This is a genomic window from Veillonella parvula (assembly GCF_036456085.1).
Lineage (GTDB): Bacteria > Bacillota > Negativicutes > Veillonellales > Veillonellaceae > Veillonella > Veillonella parvula_E.
The window spans coordinates 1,914,072-1,937,694 of sequence record NZ_CP138632.1; the positions used below are offsets into that span (position 1 = coordinate 1,914,072).

General features: G+C 39.2%; 23 protein-coding genes and 1 riboswitch. Of the genes, 18 read left to right on the forward strand and 5 right to left on the reverse strand.

The window, feature by feature from the left end:
- Positions 1-38: 38 nt before the first annotated feature.
- The 11 genes from PK1910_RS08890 (at position 39) to PK1910_RS08940 (ending at position 8,408) form a co-directional block, all read left to right on the forward strand.
- Positions 39-449, forward strand: a complete 411-nt coding sequence (locus tag PK1910_RS08890) for a hypothetical protein (RefSeq protein WP_331298755.1) — start codon at positions 39-41, stop codon at positions 447-449.
- Positions 450-457: 8 nt separating this feature from the next.
- Positions 458-781 (forward strand): hypothetical protein, encoded by a 324-nt coding sequence (locus PK1910_RS08895; RefSeq protein WP_331298757.1) that lies wholly within the window; start codon positions 458-460, stop codon positions 779-781.
- Between the two features lie 2 nt (positions 782-783).
- Positions 784-1,086 (forward strand): hypothetical protein, encoded by a 303-nt coding sequence (locus tag PK1910_RS08900; RefSeq protein WP_331298758.1) that lies wholly within the window; start codon positions 784-786, stop codon positions 1,084-1,086.
- 20 nt (positions 1,087-1,106) lie between these two features.
- A complete protein-coding gene (locus PK1910_RS08905) occupies positions 1,107-1,571 on the forward strand; it encodes a GNAT family N-acetyltransferase (RefSeq protein WP_331298759.1) in 465 nt (154 codons plus the stop codon).
- A gap of 34 nt (positions 1,572-1,605) precedes the next feature.
- Positions 1,606-2,025, forward strand: a complete 420-nt coding sequence (locus PK1910_RS08910; RefSeq protein ID WP_331298761.1) for a GNAT family N-acetyltransferase — start codon at positions 1,606-1,608, stop codon at positions 2,023-2,025.
- A gap of 171 nt (positions 2,026-2,196) precedes the next feature.
- Entirely contained in the window at positions 2,197-2,937 is a 741-nt protein-coding gene (locus PK1910_RS08915; RefSeq protein WP_331298762.1) for a suppressor of fused domain protein, read from the forward strand.
- A 102-nt stretch (positions 2,938-3,039) separates the two neighbouring features.
- Positions 3,040-3,528 (forward strand): GNAT family N-acetyltransferase, encoded by a 489-nt coding sequence (locus PK1910_RS08920; RefSeq protein WP_331298764.1) that lies wholly within the window; start codon positions 3,040-3,042, stop codon positions 3,526-3,528.
- Positions 3,529-3,727: 199 nt separating this feature from the next.
- Positions 3,728-3,916: riboswitch (cobalamin riboswitch) on the forward strand.
- A 202-nt stretch (positions 3,917-4,118) separates the two neighbouring features.
- Positions 4,119-5,291 (forward strand): ABC transporter substrate-binding protein, encoded by a 1,173-nt coding sequence (locus PK1910_RS08925; RefSeq protein WP_331298766.1) that lies wholly within the window; start codon positions 4,119-4,121, stop codon positions 5,289-5,291.
- 102 nt (positions 5,292-5,393) lie between these two features.
- The gene (locus tag PK1910_RS08930) at positions 5,394-6,566 is read left to right on the forward strand and encodes an ABC transporter substrate-binding protein (RefSeq protein ID WP_331298767.1); all 1,173 of its coding nucleotides are present in this window, start codon (positions 5,394-5,396) and stop codon (positions 6,564-6,566) included.
- 16 nt (positions 6,567-6,582) lie between these two features.
- Entirely contained in the window at positions 6,583-7,632 is a 1,050-nt protein-coding gene (locus PK1910_RS08935; RefSeq protein ID WP_004697920.1) for a FecCD family ABC transporter permease, read from the forward strand.
- Positions 7,629-8,408, forward strand: coding sequence for an ABC transporter ATP-binding protein (locus tag PK1910_RS08940; RefSeq protein WP_331298769.1), 780 nt, complete (start codon positions 7,629-7,631; stop codon positions 8,406-8,408). Before PK1910_RS08935 ends, PK1910_RS08940 begins: the two co-directional genes overlap by 4 nt.
- A 185-nt stretch (positions 8,409-8,593) precedes the next feature.
- Here PK1910_RS08940 and PK1910_RS08945 read toward each other — a convergent pair whose 3' ends face one another.
- The 4 genes from PK1910_RS08945 to PK1910_RS08960 all read right to left on the reverse strand — a co-directional run bounded on the left by PK1910_RS08945 (position 8,594) and on the right by PK1910_RS08960 (position 12,436).
- On the reverse strand, positions 8,594-9,694 hold the full coding sequence (locus tag PK1910_RS08945; protein WP_329865637.1) for a metal ABC transporter permease: 1,101 nt from the start codon (positions 9,692-9,694) through the stop codon (positions 8,594-8,596).
- The gene (locus PK1910_RS08950) at positions 9,691-10,656 is read right to left on the reverse strand and encodes a metal ABC transporter permease (protein ID WP_331298774.1); all 966 of its coding nucleotides are present in this window, start codon (positions 10,654-10,656) and stop codon (positions 9,691-9,693) included. The genes PK1910_RS08945 and PK1910_RS08950 overlap by 4 nt, the downstream gene beginning before the upstream one ends.
- Complete coding sequence (locus PK1910_RS08955; protein WP_077708006.1) at positions 10,653-11,384, reverse strand: metal ABC transporter ATP-binding protein; 732 nt, start codon at positions 11,382-11,384, stop codon at positions 10,653-10,655. The genes PK1910_RS08950 and PK1910_RS08955 overlap by 4 nt, the downstream gene beginning before the upstream one ends.
- Before the next feature lie 110 nt (positions 11,385-11,494).
- Positions 11,495-12,436, reverse strand: coding sequence for a metal ABC transporter solute-binding protein, Zn/Mn family (locus PK1910_RS08960; RefSeq protein WP_195213508.1), 942 nt, complete (start codon positions 12,434-12,436; stop codon positions 11,495-11,497).
- 464 nt (positions 12,437-12,900) lie between these two features.
- Between PK1910_RS08960 and PK1910_RS08965 the strand changes: the two genes are divergently transcribed.
- The 7 genes from PK1910_RS08965 (at position 12,901) to PK1910_RS08995 (ending at position 22,163) form a co-directional block, all read left to right on the forward strand.
- The gene (locus PK1910_RS08965) at positions 12,901-13,278 is read left to right on the forward strand and encodes an energy transducer TonB (RefSeq protein ID WP_120055772.1); all 378 of its coding nucleotides are present in this window, start codon (positions 12,901-12,903) and stop codon (positions 13,276-13,278) included.
- Between the two features lie 10 nt (positions 13,279-13,288).
- Positions 13,289-13,636, forward strand: a complete 348-nt coding sequence (locus tag PK1910_RS08970; RefSeq protein ID WP_287551444.1) for an energy transducer TonB — start codon at positions 13,289-13,291, stop codon at positions 13,634-13,636.
- Between the two features lie 229 nt (positions 13,637-13,865).
- Positions 13,866-15,482, forward strand: coding sequence for a PAS domain-containing protein (locus tag PK1910_RS08975; protein ID WP_331298783.1), 1,617 nt, complete (start codon positions 13,866-13,868; stop codon positions 15,480-15,482).
- 366 nt (positions 15,483-15,848) lie between these two features.
- Positions 15,849-17,477: a phosphoenolpyruvate carboxykinase (ATP) gene (locus PK1910_RS08980; protein WP_331298784.1), complete on the forward strand. Its 1,629-nt coding sequence runs from the start codon at positions 15,849-15,851 to the stop codon at positions 17,475-17,477.
- Between the two features lie 230 nt (positions 17,478-17,707).
- Positions 17,708-18,613 (forward strand): LysR family transcriptional regulator, encoded by a 906-nt coding sequence (locus tag PK1910_RS08985; RefSeq protein WP_287513014.1) that lies wholly within the window; start codon positions 17,708-17,710, stop codon positions 18,611-18,613.
- A gap of 401 nt (positions 18,614-19,014) precedes the next feature.
- Positions 19,015-21,198 carry an anaerobic carbon-monoxide dehydrogenase catalytic subunit gene (gene cooS / locus PK1910_RS08990; protein ID WP_331298787.1) on the forward strand — a complete coding sequence of 728 codons (2,184 nt, stop codon included), beginning with the start codon at positions 19,015-19,017 and terminating at the stop codon, positions 21,196-21,198.
- Positions 21,199-21,800: 602 nt separating this feature from the next.
- A complete protein-coding gene (locus tag PK1910_RS08995) occupies positions 21,801-22,163 on the forward strand; it encodes a hypothetical protein (RefSeq protein ID WP_008603073.1) in 363 nt (120 codons plus the stop codon).
- 120 nt (positions 22,164-22,283) lie between these two features.
- Here PK1910_RS08995 and bioB read toward each other — a convergent pair whose 3' ends face one another.
- A complete protein-coding gene (gene bioB / locus PK1910_RS09000; protein WP_004694042.1) occupies positions 22,284-23,312 on the reverse strand; it encodes a biotin synthase BioB in 1,029 nt (342 codons plus the stop codon).
- Positions 23,313-23,623: the final 311 nt, after the last annotated feature.

Below are 23,623 nucleotides of genomic sequence, written 5' to 3' on the forward strand. Positions count from 1 at the left end.
TATATATTTTGAAGGTTAATTTGTAAAAACGAGGAAATATGAAAATGACAAAATCTTCTGGCAATCATTCCAAATATTCTCTCCACGATGCAAGGGTACAGAAAATAGAATACGTAGACGATGATTTAATCTTTACATTTGATTATATTTTCTCCTATGAGAATGGTGTTGAACAGACTCATAAGGCTCAAGTTGTGTTTGAGACGTGCGATATAGATTTTTTTGAAATTCTCGTATTTAATAATACAATACTAGATACTTTTACAGGTAAAAGAATTGAGTTACCTCAGTATCAACAGGATTATAGTGAAAGCGAATTTGAGGTCATTACGGAGACCTATAATTGGGGACACGCTGTATTCCAGGGTTGGTTATGGACCGAAGGGAATCCCGTACATTGTATAATGAACATATACTTTAAAGGTGATATGGTATATGTAGTTGAATGAGGCCCGAAATGAGTAATTTAGATTTTACTATTGGCTGTACAGTTATTTTCTTTAGCAAGAAGAGGAGAACTCCACCGAATTTAAATAATGGAATGTACTATCCTCATTTTGTTATAAAAGGTACTGAGGAATATCTTGGTATCAATTTTATTGATGGTGAAGATGTCATCTTTGATAAACAAATAGGAGCTAATGCGTTGCCAGTTTATGAAACTGTAGATTATTCTGCTCTACAAGCAGGTACTGAGTTCTTTATCATGGAAGGCGGAAATATTGTTGGTGAAGGGATTGTAAAAGAAATCTTTCAACATAAACCATATGGGAGTAAATAACTATGGGCTATAAAAATGTATGTGTAAACTGCCGAATCTCTTTGTCGGAGGACACAAACTACGAACTGTTTAATACGAATAAAACCTGTCCCACATGTAAAGGCAAGATGTACTTTGTAAACGAAAAGTTTAAAGCCCCTAAAAAATCTAATGATAAAGAATGGAAACTTATCGAGTATTTGTTGTTGAGTGGTTATGATTTCCGTAATCCTTATTGTGGACATGAGCAATGTATTTATTTTGAGTTCCCTAAGAACCTGCAAGAGGCAGAGGCGTTTATTCGTGAGATGCGAAAGTTAAAGTAATCACTATTATTGGAGTTTATATGATTAAAATAATTGATGGCAAACCGTATTTAGATCAAGTAAAAGAGCTAATTCAAGAATATACACAGTGGCTTGGTCGCGATTTGTCCTTTCAGAATTTAGATAAGGAATTAGCAGATATTGCTGAGAAATATACGGCGCTAAATGGTGAATTATTGGTTGCTATCGATGATAATGATGTGGTGCTCGGCATGGTGGCGTATTATCAGCATAGCGATACCCGTTGTGAAATGAAACGTTTATATGTGCGTCCTGAGGGGCGTGGTCATGCTCTCGGTGATCGTCTGATTGTAAGTATCGTGGACCATGCTAAGGCCTCTGGATATAAAGAAATGGTGCTTGATACAATAGAACCGTTGCAGGCAGCGATCCATTTGTATAAGAAGCATGGCTTTGTTGAATGCGAGCCGTATTATCATAACCCTATGGACGATGTTATCTATATGAGCAAGGAACTCGATTGATAGCGCTATCTTGGGATTCATTGGAGGAGCTTTTATGGCGATTATATATACCGAAGAAAAGAGTTTTACCCCCCAACAAGCCGCAGATTTATTCTTATCCGTCCGTTGGGTGGTAGGTAAATATCCTGATCGATTACACAAGGCGCTCATGAATTCCTCTCGTGTGATTTCTGCTTGGGATGGAGGTCGTTTAATAGGTCTTATTCGTGTCATGGATGATAGCGAACTTGTGTGCTTCATCAATTATGTGCTAGTTCATCCTGATTATCATGGCCAAGGTATTGCAGGGCACTTGCTAGAAATGGTGAAAGACGCTTACAAATCATATTTGTACATCAATGTTATGATTGGTGAAAGCAAGAATGCTTCATTCTATGAGAAGCATGGTTTTAAAGTAAAGGAAAATTCCTTACCGATGCAATATCGCAATGTACCTAAATATACGAAAAAGTAAATAGAGACAAAGGCTACACAAGATCAAGGTGCCGATTTAATGATATAGTTTATAAATTAAATGGGGACATTACTAATCAATGTGTAGCCTTTGTTGTTTAAACATTATATACTTAAATGAGTAAATTAATACATTGTGTGTCTATTGTATAGAGTGGGAGGTATTATAAGTATGTTTTCCTGGTTAAAAAATCTTTTTTCTTCTAATAAAGAATCTCTTGATTCTCATACGAGAGTAGATACTACAAAGTCTGTCGAGCTAAATTCTGATTTATCGGATGATGAACTGGATCCTTGTACAATTGGGTGGGATGCGATTACTGCAGAATGTGAACGTGTATATCCTGGTCAAACTGATCCTATGCATTTTGGAACATTGATTAGCTGGCGGCTTGGTGGTGATAGCCCTCTTGATGGTATCAGCGTGTATGATGATGGAGATAATTGGCACTTTGTAACATATGGTTTGTCCGAGTTGTATGAAAAGGATAGCGAAGATCCTACAATCAGTGGTTACGGCATGGAGTTTACTTATCGCTTAGATAAAGCAAGTGCCAACGATGATGAGATCAGAAGTGTTTGTGGTGTATTACAACAAATTGCAAAATTTACTTTTACTGCTGGAGAAATTTTTAAACCTTATGAATATCTTTATAGTGGGCAAACAGAGGGCATAGACTCAAATAATAGTTCCAATATTGTTGGCTTTATTACTATTCCTGATGCTAAATTGCAAACTCTTGATACTCCTAATGGCAAATTAGAATTTGTAGAATTTATCGGTGTGACTAACGAAGAATTACTTGCTGTAAAAGACAAGAAGATGACAGTACAAGAATTATATGAGTTGTTGGGGACTGATGTAACATCTTATAATAGAAATCCGGTTCTTGAGTATAATGGTGCTGAGTAATAACTATTAGTAATATTAAAGAAATAAATTGATAAAGCAGTATCAGAATGTCCCGAAATATACGAGTAAATAATAGAGAGATAAAGAAAGATATATAAGGTCATGAAGATATTAATACGAAAAGCAACAACGGATGATTTAGACATAGTAACTCATATTGAAGCAACTTGTTTTCCTCCGGCAGAGGCGGCGCCTCGTGAGGCTTTTAAGGAACGATTAGACCATTATGCAGGTCAGTTTTTAATTGCCTTTGACAGCGATACACCTATTGGTTTTATCGATGGATTTGTAACAAATGATGAAATCTTAACGGATGAGATGTTTGCCGATGCTTTGCTACATAATCCTAAGGGTGCTTGGCAGATGATTTTTGGTCTAAATACATTGCCAGAATACCGCAATCGAGGAGTGGGTGGTCAGTTAATAGAGGCTTTCATAAAATTGGCCAGAGAGGAAAACCGAAAGGGCGTAATTCTAACCTGTAAGGAAGAAAAGATACCTTATTATGCCAAGTTTGGTTTTGTAAATGAAGGGGCGTCAACGTCGGATCATGGCGGTGCCAAATGGTATCAAATGCGCCTTGAATTGTAGCGGAAAAGTTATTAATTGATAAAAATAAATTATAGAACTTGAAGGGCTATTCTACAGATTGTCCTAATGAGAAGCTAAAACTCCGCTTAGTGGTTGAGTTTTAGCTTCTCTTTTGCTAAAAAGTGTAGATTTTACAAGGATAGCCGTACCCCTATACGTTTATTGACACTATATATCCCTCATGCTACGATGAGGAAAATCACATATGATTGGGTTAGGTGTCTATTGACTTAATAGAGAATTTGGTACAAGCCAAAGCGGTCACGCCACTGTAACAGCGAGGTACTTTGCATAGAGGGTAAAATGCTCTCGGTCACTGAAGTTTTTGGGAAGGCGCAAAGTAACGTTAAACTGGAGCCAGGAGAACTGCCTAATTAACAATTGCCAATTGACCTGCGAGAGACAGGGATGGGGATTGATATAGATGGATTTATACTAGCTATGCATAGTTGAAAGCTCATACTATATGCTAGCTTATTAGGCGTGGTAGTTAGTCTAACTGAGATGACAGCCCGTTTCCTCTTCGTGGGGAAACGGGCTTTTTATGTACACTTATGGTGATAGTTTTAGTTGAGAGAAGAGGGATACTTATGTTCAAACAGAAGAAGTTTATGACTTATTTAGCCATGGTTTTCCTCCTAATTGTTAGTATGCTCATCGCTGCATGTGGAGGTCCTAGTGAGACAAAGAAAGATACGGCGCAAAATAACAAGCCAATCGAAATCACAGACGTAACAGGGCGTACGGTAACGCTCAAAAAGCCAGCAGAGAGAATTGTTTTACAATGGAGTGGTGCCGGTGGTCCATTCTTTACGATTTCTGCACTTATGGGCAAGGATACGCCGAAGGTTATTGCCGGCATGGATACATCCTTACAGGATTACAGAGCGGATATGTGGAAGCACTTTACTGCTGAAATGCCCGAGTTAGCTAAGATTCCAGTAGTTGGTACTATCGGTGATAAAACATTTAACGTGGAGCAAGTTATTTCCTTGAACCCAGATGTTATTTTCATTCCTGTTGATTTGAAAGAACAATATGAGTCCGATGTTAAGCTAAAATTAGATGCAGCAGGTGTACAAACGATTTACATTGACTACCATGCTGAAAAACTTGAAAGTCATCAAAAATCCATCGAAGCCATCGGCAAGGCTTTAGGTAAAGAAGAACGAGCTGCAGAAATTAGCAAGTTCTATACGGATCGCGTGACAAGAGTTCTCGACCGTGTTAGTAAAATTAATAAACCAAAACCAACAGTTTACCTTGAAGTTGGTATGAATGGTCCGGAAGAATTTGGTAATTCTTTTAGTAGCAATTACTCTTGGGGGGCATTAGCTACTATGGCTGGTGCTGATGTCATCACCAAGGATGTTATTAAGAAAACGTCTCCTATTAATCCAGAGTTTATACTTGAAAAAAATCCAGATATCATCATGATCATGGGTTCTTACTGGCCTAAGAAACCAACCTCTATGCGTTTAGGTTTTGAAGCAACCGAAGCTTCATCTCAAGAGTTGTTGAAAGCTTTCACAACAGAACGTCAAGGTTGGAGTGATTTGAAAGCTGTTGAAAATAAACAAGTTTATTCCGCGCATCATGGTCTTCCACGCGAAGTATTTGATGCGGCTGTATTCGAATATTTAGCAAAAACATTCTATCCTGAAGAGTTTAAGGATGTAGACCCAGAAGCTACACTTAAAGAGTTCTATGACAAATTCTTGCCATATTCTTACAGTGGTATCTGGTTTATGCATATGAACTAGGCTTTTGTGTTGTGTTGATAGGGGTTGATTGACCAAGGTTTTGAAAGTTATTTTCTGATGTTATCATTTGAAATCATTGTGTTTTAGATATGAGGTGCTTTTATGGTTAAGAAAAAGAAATGTATGGCCTATCTTGCCACCGTGCTCCTACTGATTGTGAGTATGATTATGAGCGCTTGTGGTGGTCCAGCAGATACGAAAAAGGATGCTGCTCAATCTGGTAAACAAATTGAGATTACAGACGTAACAGGTCAAAAGGTGACATTGAAAAAACCGGCTGAACGCGTAGTAGTACAATTGAGTGCTTCCGGTGGTGCGTTCTTGACTATGGCTGCATTGCAAGGTAAAGATGTAGCTAAGACTATTGTTGGTATGGACCCATATTTGAGCAAATTGCGTACCGATATGTGGGATCGCTATAAAGCGGATGTTCCAGAATTGGAAAAAATTCCTCTCATCGGGAACGTAAATGATAAAACATTTGACGTTGAAAAGGTTATCTCTTTGAATCCAGATGTTATCTTCATGCCATTGTTCTTTAAAGAGCAATACGAAGCTGATTACAAACCTAAAATCGATGCAGCTGGTATTCCTACTATCTATATCGATTACCATGCTGAAAAGCTTGAGAATCACCAAAAATCTATCGAAGCTATCGGTAAAGCTTTGGGGAAAGAAGAACGGGCTGCAGAAGTTAGTAAGTTCTATACAGATCACTTAACAAAAGTCATGGATCGCATTAGCAAAATCAATAAACCAAAACCAACTGTTTACATTGAAACAGGTAATGAAGGTCCAGAAGGTTTAGGCTTTGCGTATAGTGATAAAGTAGCTTGGGGCGCCTTGGCAACTCAAGTTGGTGGTGATCTTATTACGAAAGATGTAGTAAAATCTGCTGGTCCTGTTAATCCAGAGTTTATCCTTGAAAGAAACCCTGATATTATTATGATTATTGGCTCTTACTGGCCTAAGAAACCGACTTCTATGCGTTTAGGTTTTGATACAAATGAAGCAAAATCTCAAGAGTTATTGAAAGCTTTCACCACAGAACGTCAAGGCTGGCCTGAATTGAAAGCCGTTCAATCTAAAAATGTTTTCTCTACTCACCATGGTTTACCTCGTGAAGTATATGACGTTGCAGTATTCGAATACTTAGCTAAAACATTCTATCCTGAGGAATTCAAGGATGTAGATCCTGAAGGCACACTTAAGGAATTCTATGATAAATTCCTTCCATTCTCTTACGGTGGCGTTTGGTTTATGCATTTGAACTAAAAAGGAGTTTTTCGTAGTGACAGAAACTAACAATCAGTACGATTATAAGAAACAGAGCTATAAAAAGCTCATGTTTATTATCATTGGTCTGATCATTTGTGCGGTAAGTTTTGTTACCGATATTATTGTGGGCCCTGCATCACTCACCTTGAGTGATGTATGGCTCGCATTAACAGACCCAGCAGAGGTTTCCAAAAACGCATATGTTATCATTTGGTCGATTCGTCTTCCGACGGCCATTATGGCATTGCTCGTAGGTGCTTCCTTGGGCATTGCTGGTGCTGGCATGCAGACTATCCTTGATAACCCGTTATCTAGCCCGTATACACTTGGTATATCCGCAGGGGCTGGCTTCGGTGCATCTCTTATGGTTGTTGTAGGCGCTAGTGCATTAGAGTTTTTAGGTGTCTTTATGGTTCCATTTGGCGCCTTTGTATTTGCTAGTTTGACGAGTTTCTTTATCTATTCCATCAATAAGATTAAGAATTTTTCCTCTGAAACGATGATTCTCGCTGGTATCGGCATGATGTTCTTGTTCCAAGCGCTTCAATCCTTGATGCAATATATGGCATCTCCTGAGGCCCTTCAAAACATCGTGTTCTGGACTATGGGGAGTTTAGCTAAGGCAAATTGGGTGAACATCTCTATTGTTCTTATCGTGCTAGCAATTATGCTTCCGCTTATGATGCGTGAATCTTGGCGTTTAACAGCATTAAAATTAGGCGATGAAAAGGCTTCTGGTCTTGGTGTTAATGTTGAAAGTTTACGGGTAAAAGTGTTTGCTTTCATCTCCATCATTACAGCCGTTGCTGTTTCTTTCGTTGGAACCATTGGTTTTATCGGTATTGTAGGACCACATATTGCACGTATGCTTGTGGGTGAGGATCAACGGTATTTCTTACCACTATCTGCAGTATGTGGCATGGCGATTTTGTCTCTCGCATCTATTGCGAGTAAGATGCTCGTTCCTGGGGCGATGTTCCCAATCGGTATTGTGACAGCAATCATCGGTGTACCTTTCTTCTTCTCGTTGGTATTAACTAGGAAAAGGAGCTATTTCAAATGATTGAAGTTCATAATCTAACCTTTGGTTATTCCTCTACGGAAGACGGACAAATCTTAAAGGGCGTTGATTTTGCTGCTAAAACAGGTAAATTGACTGCGCTCATTGGTACTAACGGTGCTGGTAAATCTACACTTTTAAAAACAATCATGGGTATCTTGAAAGGCAAGGGCGAGATTTCCGTTAATGGTAAACCTGTATCTCAATATTCTACAAAGGATTTTAGTAGTACAGTGAGCTATTTGTCTCAAGATAATGACTGTAAAGTCAATCTATCTGTTTTTGAAGTCGTTATGCTAGGGCGCATGGGATCCATGTCCTTCCGCGTAAGTGATGAGGATATTGCAGCCACACAAGAGGTATTGGAACGGTTGAACTTACAGCGCTTTGCATCTCGTAACATCATGGAGCTCAGCGGTGGTCAACGCCAACTTGTGTTCATGGCGCAAGCCCTTGTAAAAGAACCTAAAATCCTAATTCTTGATGAACCGACAAGTGCTTTAGATTTGCACAAGCAATTTGACTTGTTAACATTGTTAAAAAACCTGACTCAAGAAAATGATTTTACAACACTCGTAACATTGCATCATCTTGATCTGGCGGCTATGTTCGCAGATGAAATCATCGTGCTTAAAGAGGGTACAGTATACGCTCAAGGCGCACCGAAAGACATCTTTACAGAAGCCATGATGGAAGATGTATATCGTGTTAAAACGAAAATTTATATGGATGACAATGGGCTACCTCATGTTATTCCATTAGAAGCTATTACTAATTAATAGGATTCTTTATGATTGAGCTGATCTATTATAGTGTTGGCACTATTTATTATAGATAGTCATTGACGTGAATGCAGTTATTAATAGGATGTAAGACTATTAGTTAAAAATAAAAGAAGCTGAAATCTTTGCAGAGCAGCATTGATTTCAGCTTCTTTTTGTTGGGAAAAGTATTGGTATTGTATTTAAATAATCTCTTTAACCTGTGCTATACCCTTATCAGTAAGCACGTAGTGTCCATTTGTCACATATAATAGACCTTGTTTCTTTAGCTGTGAAGCAGCTTGATGAGTATAATCAGGTCTCCAGTTCAAATGCTCATGAATGGTACCAATGCCGTTTTCAACGTGCGCGATAGGTGTATCCATATGTGTATAAATATGGCACAACATCATCGTTTCCCGATAATGGCGACGCAAATGACGTTGACGGCGGTATGTGGCGATATAGCCGGTCTTTGGTGTTGCGATAACAGCGATAATCAGTGCGATACCGATGGTGGTTGCGATGGAACCCGCGATGGACACGTCCATGGTGAAAGCAACTTCCGTACCGATAACAGCACAGATAATACCAATGATGATACTGCTAGTAAGCATGGCTTTCACAGAGTCCGTCCATAAATAAGCGATGACCGCAGGCCCAATCATGAGGCCGATGACGAGAATAGCACCTACCGCTTGGAACGAGGCCACAACGGTGAGGGACACCATGGTCATCAGCACATAGTGGATGAGGGCTGGCATAAAGCCGAAGAGCCCTGCTAGTAGCGGATCAAAGGTGGAGAGCTGCAATTCCTTGTAGAATAGCATGACTAATATTAAATTGATGAGTGCCACGCCTAGAGAAATCCATAGCGATACAGGCCCCAAGTCGGTGCCGTTCACAATCCATCGATCAAAGGGGGCAAAGGCTATTTCGCCGAGTAATGCGGTATCTACATCGAGATGAGCATTACCGCTGTATAGGCTGACTAGAATGATGGCGATAGAGAATAGAAGCGGGAAGATGATGCCGATAGACGCATCTTCGTTGACAAGCCCCGTATTGTGTATCATTTCTGTAAGCCATACGGTGCCTACACCAACTAAGGTAGCCCCGACGAGTAGAAATGGAGAGTTTAAATCTTCCGTCATAAAGAAAGCGAGCACGATGCCGAGAAATACGGTGTGCGTAATGGCATCGGCCATCATGGACATGCGACGCAATACGAGGAAGACCCCAGGGATGGCACATGCGATAGACACCGCAATGGCAATAAGCAATATCTCTGTATGAACTGTCATGGGGCACCTCCTATGCGAGGTTGTGCGTCCTCAGCTACATAAATACTTGGCTGTGCCTTGGATTTGGGAGCCCTTGCGGTTTCCGACAATAATGCGTGCTTTGACTGCCTATTTTTGCGGAACTGCCAGAGCATACCTCGGTTAGGAGCAAAGATGAGGCTTAACAATACGAGAATCGATAAAATGACGATGATAGCTGGACCTGTCGGTAATTTTGGGACTGATGTACTCCAGATAGTACCGCCGATGGCGGATATCATGCCGAAACATCCTGCTAATATACACATGGTGCCCAGTTTGTTCGTCCACTGTCTTGCCCCTACGGCGGGTGCAATGAGGAGGGAGCTAATTAAGATAGCCCCTACCGATTGAATGCCGATGATAATGGTCATGATCAATAGTGAACGATATAAAATAAGGGTGAAAGTGACGGGAATTTGTAGTGTTTTGGCGTATTCCACATCGAAGGAGATGAGCTTTAGCTCCTTCCAGAATAATGCGGTTAACACGATGATGATGAGCGCTGCTGCAGATGTAATGTACACGTCGCGCGCTAATATGGTGGCTGCCTGTCCAAATATAAATTTTGAAAGTCCCGCCTGACCAGCATTGTTTAAGCTTTGTACATAGGTGAGCAATACCATACCGAGCCCAAAGAAGGCAGAGAGTATGGTGGCTAAAGCGCCATCAAATTTGATTTTGCTGTTTTCTACGGTGATGGTAATGAGCCAAGCCGCAGTGATAGAGGATAGGGCAGCACCTGCGATGAGAACTTCGATGTCCTTGATGCCTGTCAGCAAGAAGGCAATGACCACACCGGGTAATGCCGCATGAGATAGGCCGTCACCGATGAGACTTTCCTTGCGAAGCACCGCAAAGGTGCCAGCGATACCACTAGCGAGGCCTAATAACGCCGTGCCGAGCAGTACCATCTGCGTCGTATAGGATTGGAGTATGGTCATACAATCCTCCCCTTCCCATAGGTGCGCTCAATAGCTTCGTCCGTAAATGTATCTGCTACGGGGCCATAAGCGATAGTTTGTTTGTTTACCATCGTTACCCAATCGAAATATTGGGGCACTGTATTTAAATCGTGGTGGACGACGATAACCGTTTTGCCTCGAGCTTTCATTTCTTGTAAAAGCGAAATAATAGCATGCTCTGTGGTTTTATCGACGCCCTTGAAGGGTTCGTCCATGAGGTAAATATCTGCCTCTTGGACGAGAGCTCTTGCGAGGAAGACGCGTTGTTGTTGTCCCCCTGAAAGCTGGCGAATTTGTCTGTCCACATAGTCGCTCATGCCCATTTTTTCAATCATGGAGAGGGCGAGTTCCTTATCCTTTTTGCTAGGTCGCTTGAACCAGCCTAGATGACCATAACGACCCATGAGTACTACATCTAGTACGGTAGTGGGAAAGTCCCAGTCTACGCTACCACTTTGAGGGACGTAGGCGATTTTCTTGTAATCGTTTTTGTCCATCGCTAAGTGGTGATCGATATAAAATTTTACACTTCCTGAGATAACTGTTAGTAGACCGAGCATGGCCTTTAATAATGTGGACTTACCGGCACCATTAGGGCCGACAATGGCCGCTAAGGAACCGATGGGTACCTTCATATCTACGTCCCATAATACGGGTTTTGTCGTATATGCTACGGTCATATCTTCAACTTCAACGGCCCATTCCATGGAAACCTCCTTGTATTAATGAGTGCTGCTAGCTGTGAATTGCTAGTAGCATATGTACTTACATAGGGAACATAAATTTTATGTCACCCTCGTTTTAAAAATGGTATATATTATTTTAATGCCTTAGCGATGGTATCTATATTTGCTTTCACCATACCGATATATGTACCGCCTTCAGTGCCTTCGGAGCCGAGAGAGTCGGAATATAATTCGCCACCGATGGCAACATTCCAGCCTTTAGCCTTAGCTGCTTCTTGAACGGCTTCAATTGTTTTATGTGGTACAGAAGACTCTACGAAAATCGCTTTAATTTTGTGGTCTACGATATATTGAACCAGTTCATTCACATCTTGTGTGCCTGCTTCTGTAGCAGTACTTACACCTTGCAAACCTTTTACTTCAAAGCCGTACGCGCGAGCGAAGTATTGGAATGCATCATGAGCTGTTACAAGTACGCGAGATTCTTTCGGAATAGATTCTGCTTGAGCTTTAACGTACGCATCGGTTTCATCTAACTTAGTAAGATATGCGTCATAGCGTTTTTTGTAATCTTCTTTATGAGCCGGATCGGCTTTCGCAAGACCTTCGTATACTGCTTTTGCTGCTAGTTTCCAGTTAGCAACGTCAAACCAAATATGAGGGTCTTTTGTTTTTACACCATCTTCTTCGTCAAAGTCGAGCAATGTAGCTGGATCAATGGCATCAGATACGCGGATGGTCGCTTTATTTTGCTTTGTTAGATTATCGAAAATGGAACCCATTTTACCTTCCAAGTGAATGCCGTTGTATACTACAACATCTGCCTTAGACATAGCGGTTACATCGCCTGCGCTAGCTTGATATAGATGAGGGTCTACACCAGGTCCCATGAGACCTTGTACGGTTACATGATCACCGCCGATTTCTTTTACTAAATCCGTTAACATCGTTGTAGTAGCTACGACATTAAGTTTTTTCTGACTATCTTGGGCTGTGTCTTTTCCGCAGCCTGCAAGGGCAAATACTATAAGTGCTAATGATACGACGACTAATAAAATTCGATTAAATTTCATAATAAGCCTCCTTTTTAATAGATACTAAATTTAAAAACATTAATGACTTTGTTTGAGGGAAATATTTTGTTCTAATAATGAAATAATTTGAAGAAGGAAAATATCTCTCTGAATCTAAACGGAAAAATAGCCGCTACTAACGTAGCGGCTATTGGCAGTTATACGGTCTTCTGCTAAGGTCAAAATAATCTAGGGAATAAGTGCTTGTAGATGGCTAGGCCCAATGAGGGCAACGATACCAAGTACCATCATGACCTTCATTTGAATACGCTTTCTACGTCTCATGATGAACCTCCTTTGTGTAGTTTTTTGTCATATCAACTAGATATGTGAGTTCGAACAGTTATCTTGAATTCAATATATCATAAATGAGAAATTTTATCAATAAGAATTTATTCTTTTAATATTCATCTTTATTTAGTATGATATTATGCATAGATAAAAGGTTAATAAGGAGGCTTCTTATGAATAAATTATTCCGATACGCTGCTGCAGCAGTACTTGTTGCATCTTTTGGCATGTTAGGTGATTATACAGCTGATGCGGCAAAGTTTTTAGAATCTCCAAGAGAGGTTACTATTGTAAAACCAGAGTTGCCTGAGATTCCTCAAACTGCTACGGTAGCGCCTGATATGCGCGTACGCTTCTTGATTGATAAAAAAGGTAATGTTAAAAATGTTTTCGTAGAGCGCTCTTCTGGATATGCTCCTGTTGATGAAGCAGTAAAAAAAGCAATTTTGCAGTGGAAGTTTACCCCTGCTATTGGCACAGATCAAAAGGCACACGAATCCATTATTGGGATGACAATTACTCTGCCTAAGCAAGCTGTGAAAGCTAAATAAGGAGAAAACGATGAATAAAGTGTTGCGTTGTATTATCTTAAGCTCATTTTTTGTAATGAGTATGGTAGCTTCTGTGTTGGCAGCTCCATACGATCCACCAGTAGCTATAGCTACACCACCTATTGACCGAGCACTGCTCGCCGCCTATGGTGAAGCAGCTCATGGTGCGGATATACGTTTTACCATCAAGGAAGATGGTTCTGTAGGGGACGTTGAAGTTGTCTCATCTAGTGGCTCTAGTACGCTTGATGCCGCCATTGTTGATACTATTTCTAAATGGAGATTTAGCCCTGCTACAGATTCCAATGGTAAACCTGTAGCATCTTCTAAAACTGAATATATTGATTTTAAAAACTAATCAAAGGCACTCATACAGAACTGCACTCCAAAAATTGGACACAATTTTTGAAGTGCAGTTTTTGTATGCCAAAATATTCTAAAAAATAAAGTAAGGTTATTCACTTTCATAACATTGGATTCGTAAATTTTAAAAATAAATCAAAATTGTATCTGTAGCAACTGAAAATTACTTTCAAAATGGTATAATAAAAATATAATTATAGATTAGCCCGTGGAGGTATAAGCATATGAATCCATTAAAACAAAAGCTAGATATTAACAATGAACGTTACAGAATTATTGTGTCCATTAAAGAAGATTATTTAGATGGTAAATTGTCCTTAGAAGAGGGCAATCGCATTTTAAAAGAGAAACTAGGTACTTGTACACCTGATGAGTTTGCCTATGCAGAGCAAAGCTTGAAAGGTGTTTACAAGGACGAAGAAATCCTAGAGAAAATGGATGATCTCTTAGATCTATTTGATGGCGTTTTGGTGCGTGCTGAAAATGAGTATCCTGAGAACCATCCGTTGTGGGCGTACTTGGAAGAAATCAATGCTGTTGAAAAGGTAGCCCTTGAAGCAGACGAATTGTTAAAACAAGAGAAGTTTATCAAAAATCCATGGCTCGGCGTTTTTGATTCCTTAGCAGAGTGGAGAACTCATCTATCTCGTAAGCAAAATCAACTGTATCCAATGCTTGAGGACCACGGCTTTGACCGTCCAACGCGCATTATGTGGACCTTTGATGATGCTGTGCGCGATGCTATCTCTGCATCCTATGCATTGCTTCGGGAAGATAAGTATGAAGAATTCCTAGCGTCTGTGCCAGAAACTTTGGCGAAATTACGGGATTTGAATTCTAAAGAACTAGAAGTTTTACTGCCGACTTCTTATAAATTGTTGAGTGACGAAGAGTTTGTTCGGATGAGTAAAAATGACCATGAAATTGGTTATGCTATCATCAATGCGCCAGGCTTATATGTAGTGCCAGGTATCAATGATTCTGCGGCGCAATTGAATGGTAATAATTCAGCTCAAGGTGGTGCTGTATCTAACGAATTCTTAAATGATTTAGCCGGCTTGCTATCTAAATATGTAGGCCCTGTTGGTGCGGCGCCCGCTGGTAAGGATGCAGTCCTCGATGTAGCAACGGGTAAATTGACATTAGAGCAAATTAATTTGTTGTTCCGTCATTTACCGGTAGATTTATCCTATGTAGATGAAAATGAACTAGTTAAGTTCTACAGCGATACGGCACATCGTATTTTCCCTCGCAGTGCGAACGTTATCGGCCGTGAGGTGAAGAATTGTCACCCAGCAAAATCCGTTCATATAGTAGAGGAAATCGTAGAGAAGTTCCGTTCTGGCGAACAAAGCCAAGCGGAATTCTGGATCAATAAACCAGGCTTGTTCATCTATGTTATCTACACAGCGGTGCGCGATGAAAATGGTAAATTCCGCGGCGTATTGGAAATGATGCAAGACTGTACTCATATCCGTGAACTTGAGGGTTCTCGTACATTGTTGACTTGGGATAAAACTGATTTTGTAGGCGATGGTGGTAAAGAAAAATCCTTGGCTCAAGAGGCAGCAGAAGAGGTAGAAGAAGAACCATTAACAATTGATGCAGATGGTCGATTCCACATCGATGCAAAAACAACATTGTCTAATTTAATTAAACATCGTCCAGATATTGTAGATCATTTGATTTCTTTGAATCCTAAATTTGAGAAATTAAAAACACCTATGGTAAAAGTAATGGCCAAGGTGGCAACAATTAAGATGATGGCAGAGCGCGGCGATTTTGAGGTAGATGATCTAATTAGTAAAATCGATGCATTTATCAATAAAGACAAGAAATAATTGCACATTTTAAACGTGAAAGAGACGAGTTCCCAATAGCTCGTCTCTTTTTGCTTTGTTATTTGACTAGTTGTTTTGTAAATAGGTTTAGTTACTTTGTAACTATGTCTAGTTTTAAGATACTCTATTGAATACTAATAGTTTTATGCCGCTAGGTATTAATTTATTACATTACAAATGTGTTGCACTAATTCAAAATAAACATACATTAATTTCCTATAAATCATTTGTTTTATGTATACAAATTTGATCGAAAAGGGTAAAATAGAAAATAATGAAAGTATTTGCCTTAGCAGTGTTTTCATGTACAACATTACTTTTACAAGAGAAATTACTAATATATTTAAAGGTGAGGATCTAGATACTATGTCGACAAGACGCGTTTGGAAGCAAAGTGAAATCAAAACAAACCCATTATTTTCTATGATGCGCAGTACAATTGAAACTGCATTCTATGGGAACAATGTAACTCCTGTAACATCTGTGGCACAAGCGTATCAATTAGCCTCTGAAGAGCCAGGTGTTATCGTCCTCGATATGCCAGTATTTAAACCTTTAGAGCAAGGTTTGCCAGCTGATGCAAAGGTTCTTGTTACAAACGATGGTAAAACTACTGGCCGTTATGCTAAAGCTCGCCGCATTATTGGCGACGAAGGTATCGATGAAGTTGAACTCGCGAATATTGCACGTGATGCTGTATATGATAGCCGCAATAAAGAGTGGATTTCTGCGGAATCTATCGTTGGTCTTGATAAAAAATTCACAGCTCGTGCTCATTTGATGATTCCAAAAGATCACGCGTCTATTTTATATTCTTGGCTTATGAACTTTAAGTTCTTTGATGCGGCTGTAAAAGAATTCTACAACGATAGTGTGGACATTCCGGAAGGCGACATCTATATTTACTCTGATCCTGACTATGTTGTGCCAGGTCATCCAGGTGGTCTTGCTATTTTTGACCCTGCTCATAACTGTGCCATGATTCTTGGTATGCGCTACTTCGGGGAGCATAAAAAAGGTACACTTACACTTGCGTGGTCCTTGGCAAACCGCTTCGACTATGTTGCATGCCACGGCGGTATGAAACGTTACAACCTTGAAGGTGGTAAAACATATACTATCGGTGTATTCGGTTTGTCCGGTTCCGGTAAATCCACATTGACTCATGAAAAACATGATGGTCGATATGATATTTCTATCTTGCATGACGATGCGTATGTTATCAATACAAACGATTTGAGTTCTATTGCTCTTGAACCTACATACTTCGATAAAATGCAAGATTATCCTGTGGAACATCCTGCTAATGAATTCTTGTTAACACTACAAAACGTAGGCGTAACAATGGATGAAGATGGTCGCAAGGTTGTATTGGCCGAAGATGTGCGTAATAGCAATGGTCGTGCTATCAAATCTCAATTCTGGACAGATAATCGCGTAAACTACGTTGGTGAACCTGTTAATGCCATAGTATGGCTTATGAAAGATAAAACTTTGCCACCTATTCTTAAAATTGATGATCCAGTATTGGCATCTACTATGGGTGCAACGCTGGCAACTCGTCGTTCTACAGCGGAAAAACTGGATGCTCATGTCGATCCAAATGCACTCGTTATCGAGCCATATGCAAACCCATTCCGTACATATCCATTGGTTCGTGATTATGAAAGCTACAAAAAATTATTCTCCAAATGTGGCGTTGAATGCTACATCATGAACACAGGCTTCTTCTTGGAAAATAAAATTCCTAAAGAAGTTACTCTTGATTTGTTGGAGCGTTTGGTGGAAGGTACATTGGAATTCAAACCATTCTGTGAATACGAAAATCTTTCCTATGTAGAGGTACCAGGTTTTGAACCTCCATTCGAAGTACGTGAATACCATCACCAATTACACCAAGCTTTCGAATTCCGTTATGACTATGTGGAAAAACTTAAAGGTCATAAAAACGAATTACCTCAAGAAGTATTGGATGTACTTAAATCCTTAATGTGATCTAAAAATTAAAAAGGGCTGTAATAGAATGCGGCTCTATCGCATCCTATATGTAGTTCGTTTACCTTATAAGACATACCAAGAAATTTAGCTTTGTAAGACACTAAATTTCTTGGTATTTTTATTTTTCCTCATGTATATGTAACATATATTTTAGTAATGAGTAGCTATAATAGAAATAATGTTTTATTATAAGACTTGTATACGGACATAGTTATAAGGACTTGTATATGGACATAAAAGACATTAAATATATTAGTACCATCGTTGAGATGGCATCATTTTCAAAGGCATCTAAAAAATTATATATTTCTCAGCCGGCGTTGAGTCAGGGGATTCGTCGTATTGAAGCAGAGCTAGGAGTTACGTTGTTTGTTCGTGATCGCACAAAAGTCGTGCCAACTGCTGCGGCGTTACAAGTTGCAAAAGAGGGCATGCCGTTAGTTTTAAAGGTGGAGGCTTTAACGCAATCTATCATTAATCAAGGAACAGATGTAGCCTATCATGTGCGTATCGGCTTGTCTCAATTCTATGGACATCATATGCTTGGGAAAACATTGAAAAGCTTTCAACAGATTGAACCTACTTGGGAGTTCCATGTTGTAGAGGGAGAATCTCACTTTTTGGAACAGCAAATTTGTGATGGCTTAGTAGATGTAGGATTATTTCCAACGCCGATTTATTCTCAGGACCTTGAAAGTTATCCCGTTTTAGATGAGCAGATTTTATTGGCCATTAGTGTGGAAAACAAGAAGGCCATAGATATTGCAGATTCTCTCATGACCAGTGATGGAATTCGAAAAATTGCACCCTTTGGAGCATTTCCGTTTATTTTGCTAAGAGAAGGTCTAAAATTGCGGACGTTGGTTAACCGTCTATGCCAAGCGGAATCCTTTGTGCCAAAAGCCGTAATTGGCGCTGAAACTTTAGATTCATGCCGGTCCTTGGTAGAAGATGATTATGGTATTACATTCTTACCGAATACTCTTAATAGCAAGGGGGATGACGATAAGGTTAAATTCTATCCTCTTGCATCGAAACTTTGTTTCCGTCAATTAGTTTTTGTGGCGAGGTCTGATAGGGCAAAACGTTTCCATTTATCTGAAGTAGCACATATTATGCAGCAATTTTTGTAATGTATAGATATAAAGATATTTAGGTGGCATATCCTGAGGGGGTAGAGCATATTAATGAATTAATAATTAATACATAAATTAATACGTAAATCAATCAATAAATTATAGAGACTAATTCCTGTAAAGTTTAGGAATTAGTCTTTTTTTATTTATGAAAAGAAACTGAAAGAATCGAATTTAATAAATATCGTAATTATAATATTCTTAGATATAGATGCGTCAAAAATTTCTCAAATTTTAATTGACAAATGTCCTTTCAGAAAATATACTTATAGTAGTTTAAAACATATTTAGGAGATAGGATTTAAAGCCCATCATTGTAGTGGATTTAAATATAATTAAAAGTAGAATATGTTTTTGTTATTATTGGTTGGCCTATGTAGGTCCCTAGGAGGTTTCAAATGAGTAAAGATGTGGAAAACAAAAATACCCATGACCATAATCATGGTGAACAACATGAACATGGTCACAATCATAATCATGAACATCATTGCCACTGTGGCGGTCATGATCATCATGGTCACGACCACGACCATCAACATGACCACGATCATGACCATGGTCACGACCATAGTCATGCAAAGGCTCTTCCGACGGATAAATGGGTGCCACACACTCATGAACCAGGGGTACCTCATGAACATGGCGTAAATGACTATATGAAAGCCGTTGCTGAGTATCGTAAAACATGGCCTACAAAACAAGATGTTATTGAACAAACACCAGATCCTGCGGTACGTGAAATGATTCTTCGCATGGAGCAAATCGGTTGTGATACAGTATTTGACCGTTTTGATAAACAACAACCACAATGTACATTCGGTATTGCCGGTGTATGTTGCCGTATCTGCTTCATGGGTCCATGTAAAATTACACCTAAGAGCCCTCGTGGTGTCTGTGGTGCCGATGCTGATCTTATCGTAGCTCGTAATATGACACGTGCTGCTGCAGGTGGTTTGACTCAACATGGTGCACATGCTCGTGAAATCTTGATTTCTTTGAAAGCGGCTGCTAATGACCAATTGGATATTCCAATTTTAGGGGAAGAAAAAATCCGTACTGTATGTAAAGCTTTCAACATCCCTGAAGAAGGCCGTTCCTTAAAAGAAGTGGCAAATGACTTGGCAGATGTTCTATTAGAAGATTTGAGCCGTGCATTACCTGGCGAATATAAAACAATTACTGCAATGGCTCCTGCAGAACGTCGCGAAGTATGGAAAAACTTGGATATCTTGCCTATTTCTGCATACAATGAAGCCTTCGATGCATATCATCGTACATGCGTAGGTACAGATGGCGATTGGGAAAGCAACATGAAACAATTCTTGCGTTGTGGTCTTGCTTTCACATTCACTGGCGTAGTAGCGGCAGACATTGCTACAGATGCATTGTTCGGTCAAGGTGGTCGTCGTACTTCCAAAGTTAACATTGGTGCCTTAAAAAAAGGTTATGTTAACATCGCCGTTCATGGTCACTTGCCAACATTGGTATCCCAAATTTGTAAAATCGGTGCCTCTGAAGAGTACTTAGAAAAAGCAAAAGCTATCGGTGCTAAAGGTATCCAATTCTACGGTATCTGCTGCTCTGGTTTGTCCAGTATGTACCGTTATGAAAATGTTATTCCATTGTGTAACGCTATCGGTGCTGAGCTTGTACTTGGTACAGGCGCTCTTGATTGCTGGGTAGCTGACGTTCAAGACGTATACCCTGCTATTATGGACGTAGCACGTTGTTTCAACACAAAAGTTATCACTACATCTGATGCAGCTCGTTTACCAGGTGCAGAACACATTGGCTACGACCATCATCACACTAACTTGGCTGAAACAAAAGAATTGGCTCGCAAAATCTTGGATCGCGCTCTTGAAGCTCATGAATTGCGCAAAGGTATGCCTGTATTCATTCCACCATACGAAATCACAGCAGAAGTTGGCTTCTCTCCAGAATCCACGGTTAAACATTATGGTTCCTTCAAACCATTGGTAGAGGCTTTAAAATCTGGTAAAGTTCGCGGTATCGTTAACGTAGTAGGTTGTTCCAACCCTCGCGTTATCTATGAAAAAGCAACAGTAGATATTGTTGATACACTTATTAAAAATGGCTGCATTATCCTTACAAACGGTTGTGCATCCTTCCCATTGATGAAACTTGGCTATTGTAATACAGATGCTAACAAGAAATGTAGCCCTGCATTGCAAGAGTTCTTGGGCGATGATCAACCACCAGTATGGCATGTGGGTGAATGTGTAGATAATGCGCGTTCTTCCGGCATCTTCGGTGGTATTGCGGCAGAACTTGGTCTTAACTTACCTCAATTGCCATTTGCTATGTCTAGCCCAGAATGGTCAAACGAAAAAGGCATCGATGCATCCCTTGGCTTCCGTTTGATGGGGATTAACTCTTACCACTGTGTTGAGCCACCTACACAAGGCTCTGATGCCGTTACAAAATGGCTCAAAGAAGATACTAAAGATATCTTAGGCTCTGTTATGTATGTAAATACGGATCCTGCTAAAGTAGCTGAGAAAATCTTGGCAGATATCGATGAAAAACGCGCTGCGTTAGGTTGGGCTGAAGTAAAATAGTAAGATAGAAATTAGTAAATTGTAGTTTATAATAAAAAACGCTCAAAAGCGTAATGGTTATCGTATTTCCTTAAGCTTTTGAGCGTTTTTCTTTTTAAAAGAATATAGTATTACTTGTTAATTCGTGAGTCCTTACAAACCCTTTACTATTAACTATTATGGTAATATGTATGTAGACTTAACAATATGTATAAGTTTATGAAGCAACGAAAAAAGGACTCTGTATAGAGTCCTTTTTTCATGTAAGGGGAGTGTTAGTATTAATATCAAATGAAACATGTATTTAAACAAGTAGTAGGTTTGGGGTTAGTATTACTTGTCGGGAGATAAATACACGTATGGCAACCAGGGAATTGTTACCTCTATCTATCATTTGACATTATCATTATAGGAAGGGTAAATGAGTTGAAAATGAAGAAATTTAATAAATTTCTTTAAGTTTCTTATATTTGTAAAAAACATGGTAATTAATTTTAATTATTGTTGATAAATATGGGACAATTTTGGTATTATATAAAGGAGAAGTTGTATATTTTATAAAGGTTTATCCACATTAAGCTTTTATAAAATATACAGCTCAATAGCATGAGAGGGGCAGTCATATGAGTAAAATATTCACCATATTAACACTTTTGTGGCTACTCAGTATAGGGGGGACTACTAACGCAACGGACTGGTACTATGTTGGACCAGATGCATCAGGAAACCAATTATTTATTGACAATGACAGTGTACAGAAGAGTGATTACGATGCACTTTTGTGGCTGCGAGTTAATGAACTGGGTGGCGACGAATTGCGATATAAAGTTTATATCAGTAGATATAATCGAACCATGGAAACATTGAAGGTAGATGCGTACATGTCAGACGGGACGCCGTATGAGAATGTAGAATTTAATGAGAATCCTGAGCCCATTGCGGGTAACACAAATGGTCAAGCCATTTACATTTTATTATGGAAATAAAAGAACCATCTAGTACAGCAAGCTAGATGGTTCTTTTTATGTGTAAAATATTTATAAAGCATTAGGGAATAATTTATATACTACATCCTCTAGATATGGAGAATGGTATATATGAGGTTTTTAAACTTGAGCTGTATTGCGAGTCAACTCCAAGTCTTGAATCATTTGGAGATCGTCTTGAGGTGAACGACCGCCAGTAGTTAAGTAGCCACCAACCATGATACCGTTTAGGCCACCTTTTAGAGCATAAGCTTGTAAGTCCCGTAGATTTACTTCGCGACCGCCTGCAGTACGAATCAATGCATTTGGCAAGATGAAACGGAATACGGCGAAGGTACGTAAGATATCCAATGGACGTAAAGCTTCGTTGCTTTCAAATGGAGTCCCTTTAACAGGATTCAAAATGTTTAATGGCACGGAGTCAATATGTAAACGTTTAAGTTCGAACGCCATTTCTACGCGTTGTTCTAATGTTTCGTTAAGGCCAAGAATGCCACCAGAGCAAACACGGATGCCTGCTTTTTGTGCATTATCTATGGTAAACATTTTATCTTCGTAGGAATGTGTAGTACAAATATCTGGGAAGTGACTAGGTGCCGTTTCGATATTGGAGTGGTATCGAGTAACACCAACTTCTTTTAATTTGAGTGCTTGTTCGTAAGTTAACAACCCAAGAGAACAGCAGATTTCAAGGCCAATTTCGTTTTTGATACGGCCTAATACGTGGATGATTTGATCAAATTCATCAGGGTTATTAGTATTACGACCACTTGTTACGATGGAAAAACGAATGGCACCAGCCTCTTTAGCTTTACGTGCTGCTTGGAGAATGCTTTCTTCATCCATGAAAGGATACTCCTGAACGCCTGTGTTGTGGTGTGCGGATTGAGCACAGAATTTACAGTTTTCAGGACATTTGCCGGATCGAGCATTAACAATGGCGCATACATCCACAGAATTATCATTGAAATGTTGGCGAATTTTATCAGCCATAGCGAGTAGAATCATAGTATCATCATCTGAAGTATGAATTAGCTCGATTGCTTCTTCTTTTGTAATTTCGCCGCCGTTCATGATGCGGTTTGCAATGGTAAGTATTTTTTCGTATGTACCCACTTGGGATGGTTGTTGATCTATAGGCAAAGCCATAATAGCCTCCAGGAAATTGTTAACTTAATAAAAACATAATATATTGACAATTTGATTGTAAACGTTCGCGCATAAATTGTCAACTTAATGCATGAAATGGTTAACAAAAAATATATTATAATTTATATCTTATGATGAAAGAATATGTGCTTATCTTATAATTTATATTTATTAATAGTTAAGAGAAGTTTAGTTTAACTATATTGTTTTGATGGTAAATGATAGTTATTTTTAACTTATCTTTAAGGTTTTGTAGTATAATAAACTATTGTAATTACTATATATAACTATAATAAGAATATTAATGGAGG

Coding starts and splice junctions, on each gene's coding strand:
- PK1910_RS08995 (WP_008603073.1), top strand. CDS start 21,801: ATGAGTAAAATATTCACCATATTAACACTTTTGTGGCTACTCAGTATA.
- PK1910_RS08895 (WP_331298757.1), top strand. CDS start 458: ATGAGTAATTTAGATTTTACTATTGGCTGTACAGTTATTTTCTTTAGC.
- bioB (WP_004694042.1), bottom strand. CDS start 23,312: ATGGCTTTGCCTATAGATCAACAACCATCCCAAGTGGGTACATACGAA.
- PK1910_RS08940 (WP_331298769.1), top strand. CDS start 7,629: ATGATTGAAGTTCATAATCTAACCTTTGGTTATTCCTCTACGGAAGAC.
- PK1910_RS08950 (WP_331298774.1), bottom strand. CDS start 10,656: ATGACCATACTCCAATCCTATACGACGCAGATGGTACTGCTCGGCACG.
- PK1910_RS08930 (WP_331298767.1), top strand. CDS start 5,394: ATGGTTAAGAAAAAGAAATGTATGGCCTATCTTGCCACCGTGCTCCTA.
- PK1910_RS08965 (WP_120055772.1), top strand. CDS start 12,901: ATGAATAAATTATTCCGATACGCTGCTGCAGCAGTACTTGTTGCATCT.
- PK1910_RS08890 (WP_331298755.1), top strand. CDS start 39: ATGAAAATGACAAAATCTTCTGGCAATCATTCCAAATATTCTCTCCAC.
- PK1910_RS08905 (WP_331298759.1), top strand. CDS start 1,107: ATGATTAAAATAATTGATGGCAAACCGTATTTAGATCAAGTAAAAGAG.
- PK1910_RS08975 (WP_331298783.1), top strand. CDS start 13,866: ATGAATCCATTAAAACAAAAGCTAGATATTAACAATGAACGTTACAGA.
- PK1910_RS08980 (WP_331298784.1), top strand. CDS start 15,849: ATGTCGACAAGACGCGTTTGGAAGCAAAGTGAAATCAAAACAAACCCA.
- PK1910_RS08925 (WP_331298766.1), top strand. CDS start 4,119: ATGTTCAAACAGAAGAAGTTTATGACTTATTTAGCCATGGTTTTCCTC.
- PK1910_RS08900 (WP_331298758.1), top strand. CDS start 784: ATGGGCTATAAAAATGTATGTGTAAACTGCCGAATCTCTTTGTCGGAG.
- PK1910_RS08960 (WP_195213508.1), bottom strand. CDS start 12,436: ATGAAATTTAATCGAATTTTATTAGTCGTCGTATCATTAGCACTTATA.
- PK1910_RS08915 (WP_331298762.1), top strand. CDS start 2,197: ATGTTTTCCTGGTTAAAAAATCTTTTTTCTTCTAATAAAGAATCTCTT.
- PK1910_RS08970 (WP_287551444.1), top strand. CDS start 13,289: ATGAATAAAGTGTTGCGTTGTATTATCTTAAGCTCATTTTTTGTAATG.
- PK1910_RS08920 (WP_331298764.1), top strand. CDS start 3,040: ATGAAGATATTAATACGAAAAGCAACAACGGATGATTTAGACATAGTA.
- PK1910_RS08910 (WP_331298761.1), top strand. CDS start 1,606: ATGGCGATTATATATACCGAAGAAAAGAGTTTTACCCCCCAACAAGCC.
- PK1910_RS08955 (WP_077708006.1), bottom strand. CDS start 11,384: ATGGAATGGGCCGTTGAAGTTGAAGATATGACCGTAGCATATACGACA.
- PK1910_RS08945 (WP_329865637.1), bottom strand. CDS start 9,694: ATGACAGTTCATACAGAGATATTGCTTATTGCCATTGCGGTGTCTATC.
- PK1910_RS08985 (WP_287513014.1), top strand. CDS start 17,708: ATGGACATAAAAGACATTAAATATATTAGTACCATCGTTGAGATGGCA.
- cooS (WP_331298787.1), top strand. CDS start 19,015: ATGAGTAAAGATGTGGAAAACAAAAATACCCATGACCATAATCATGGT.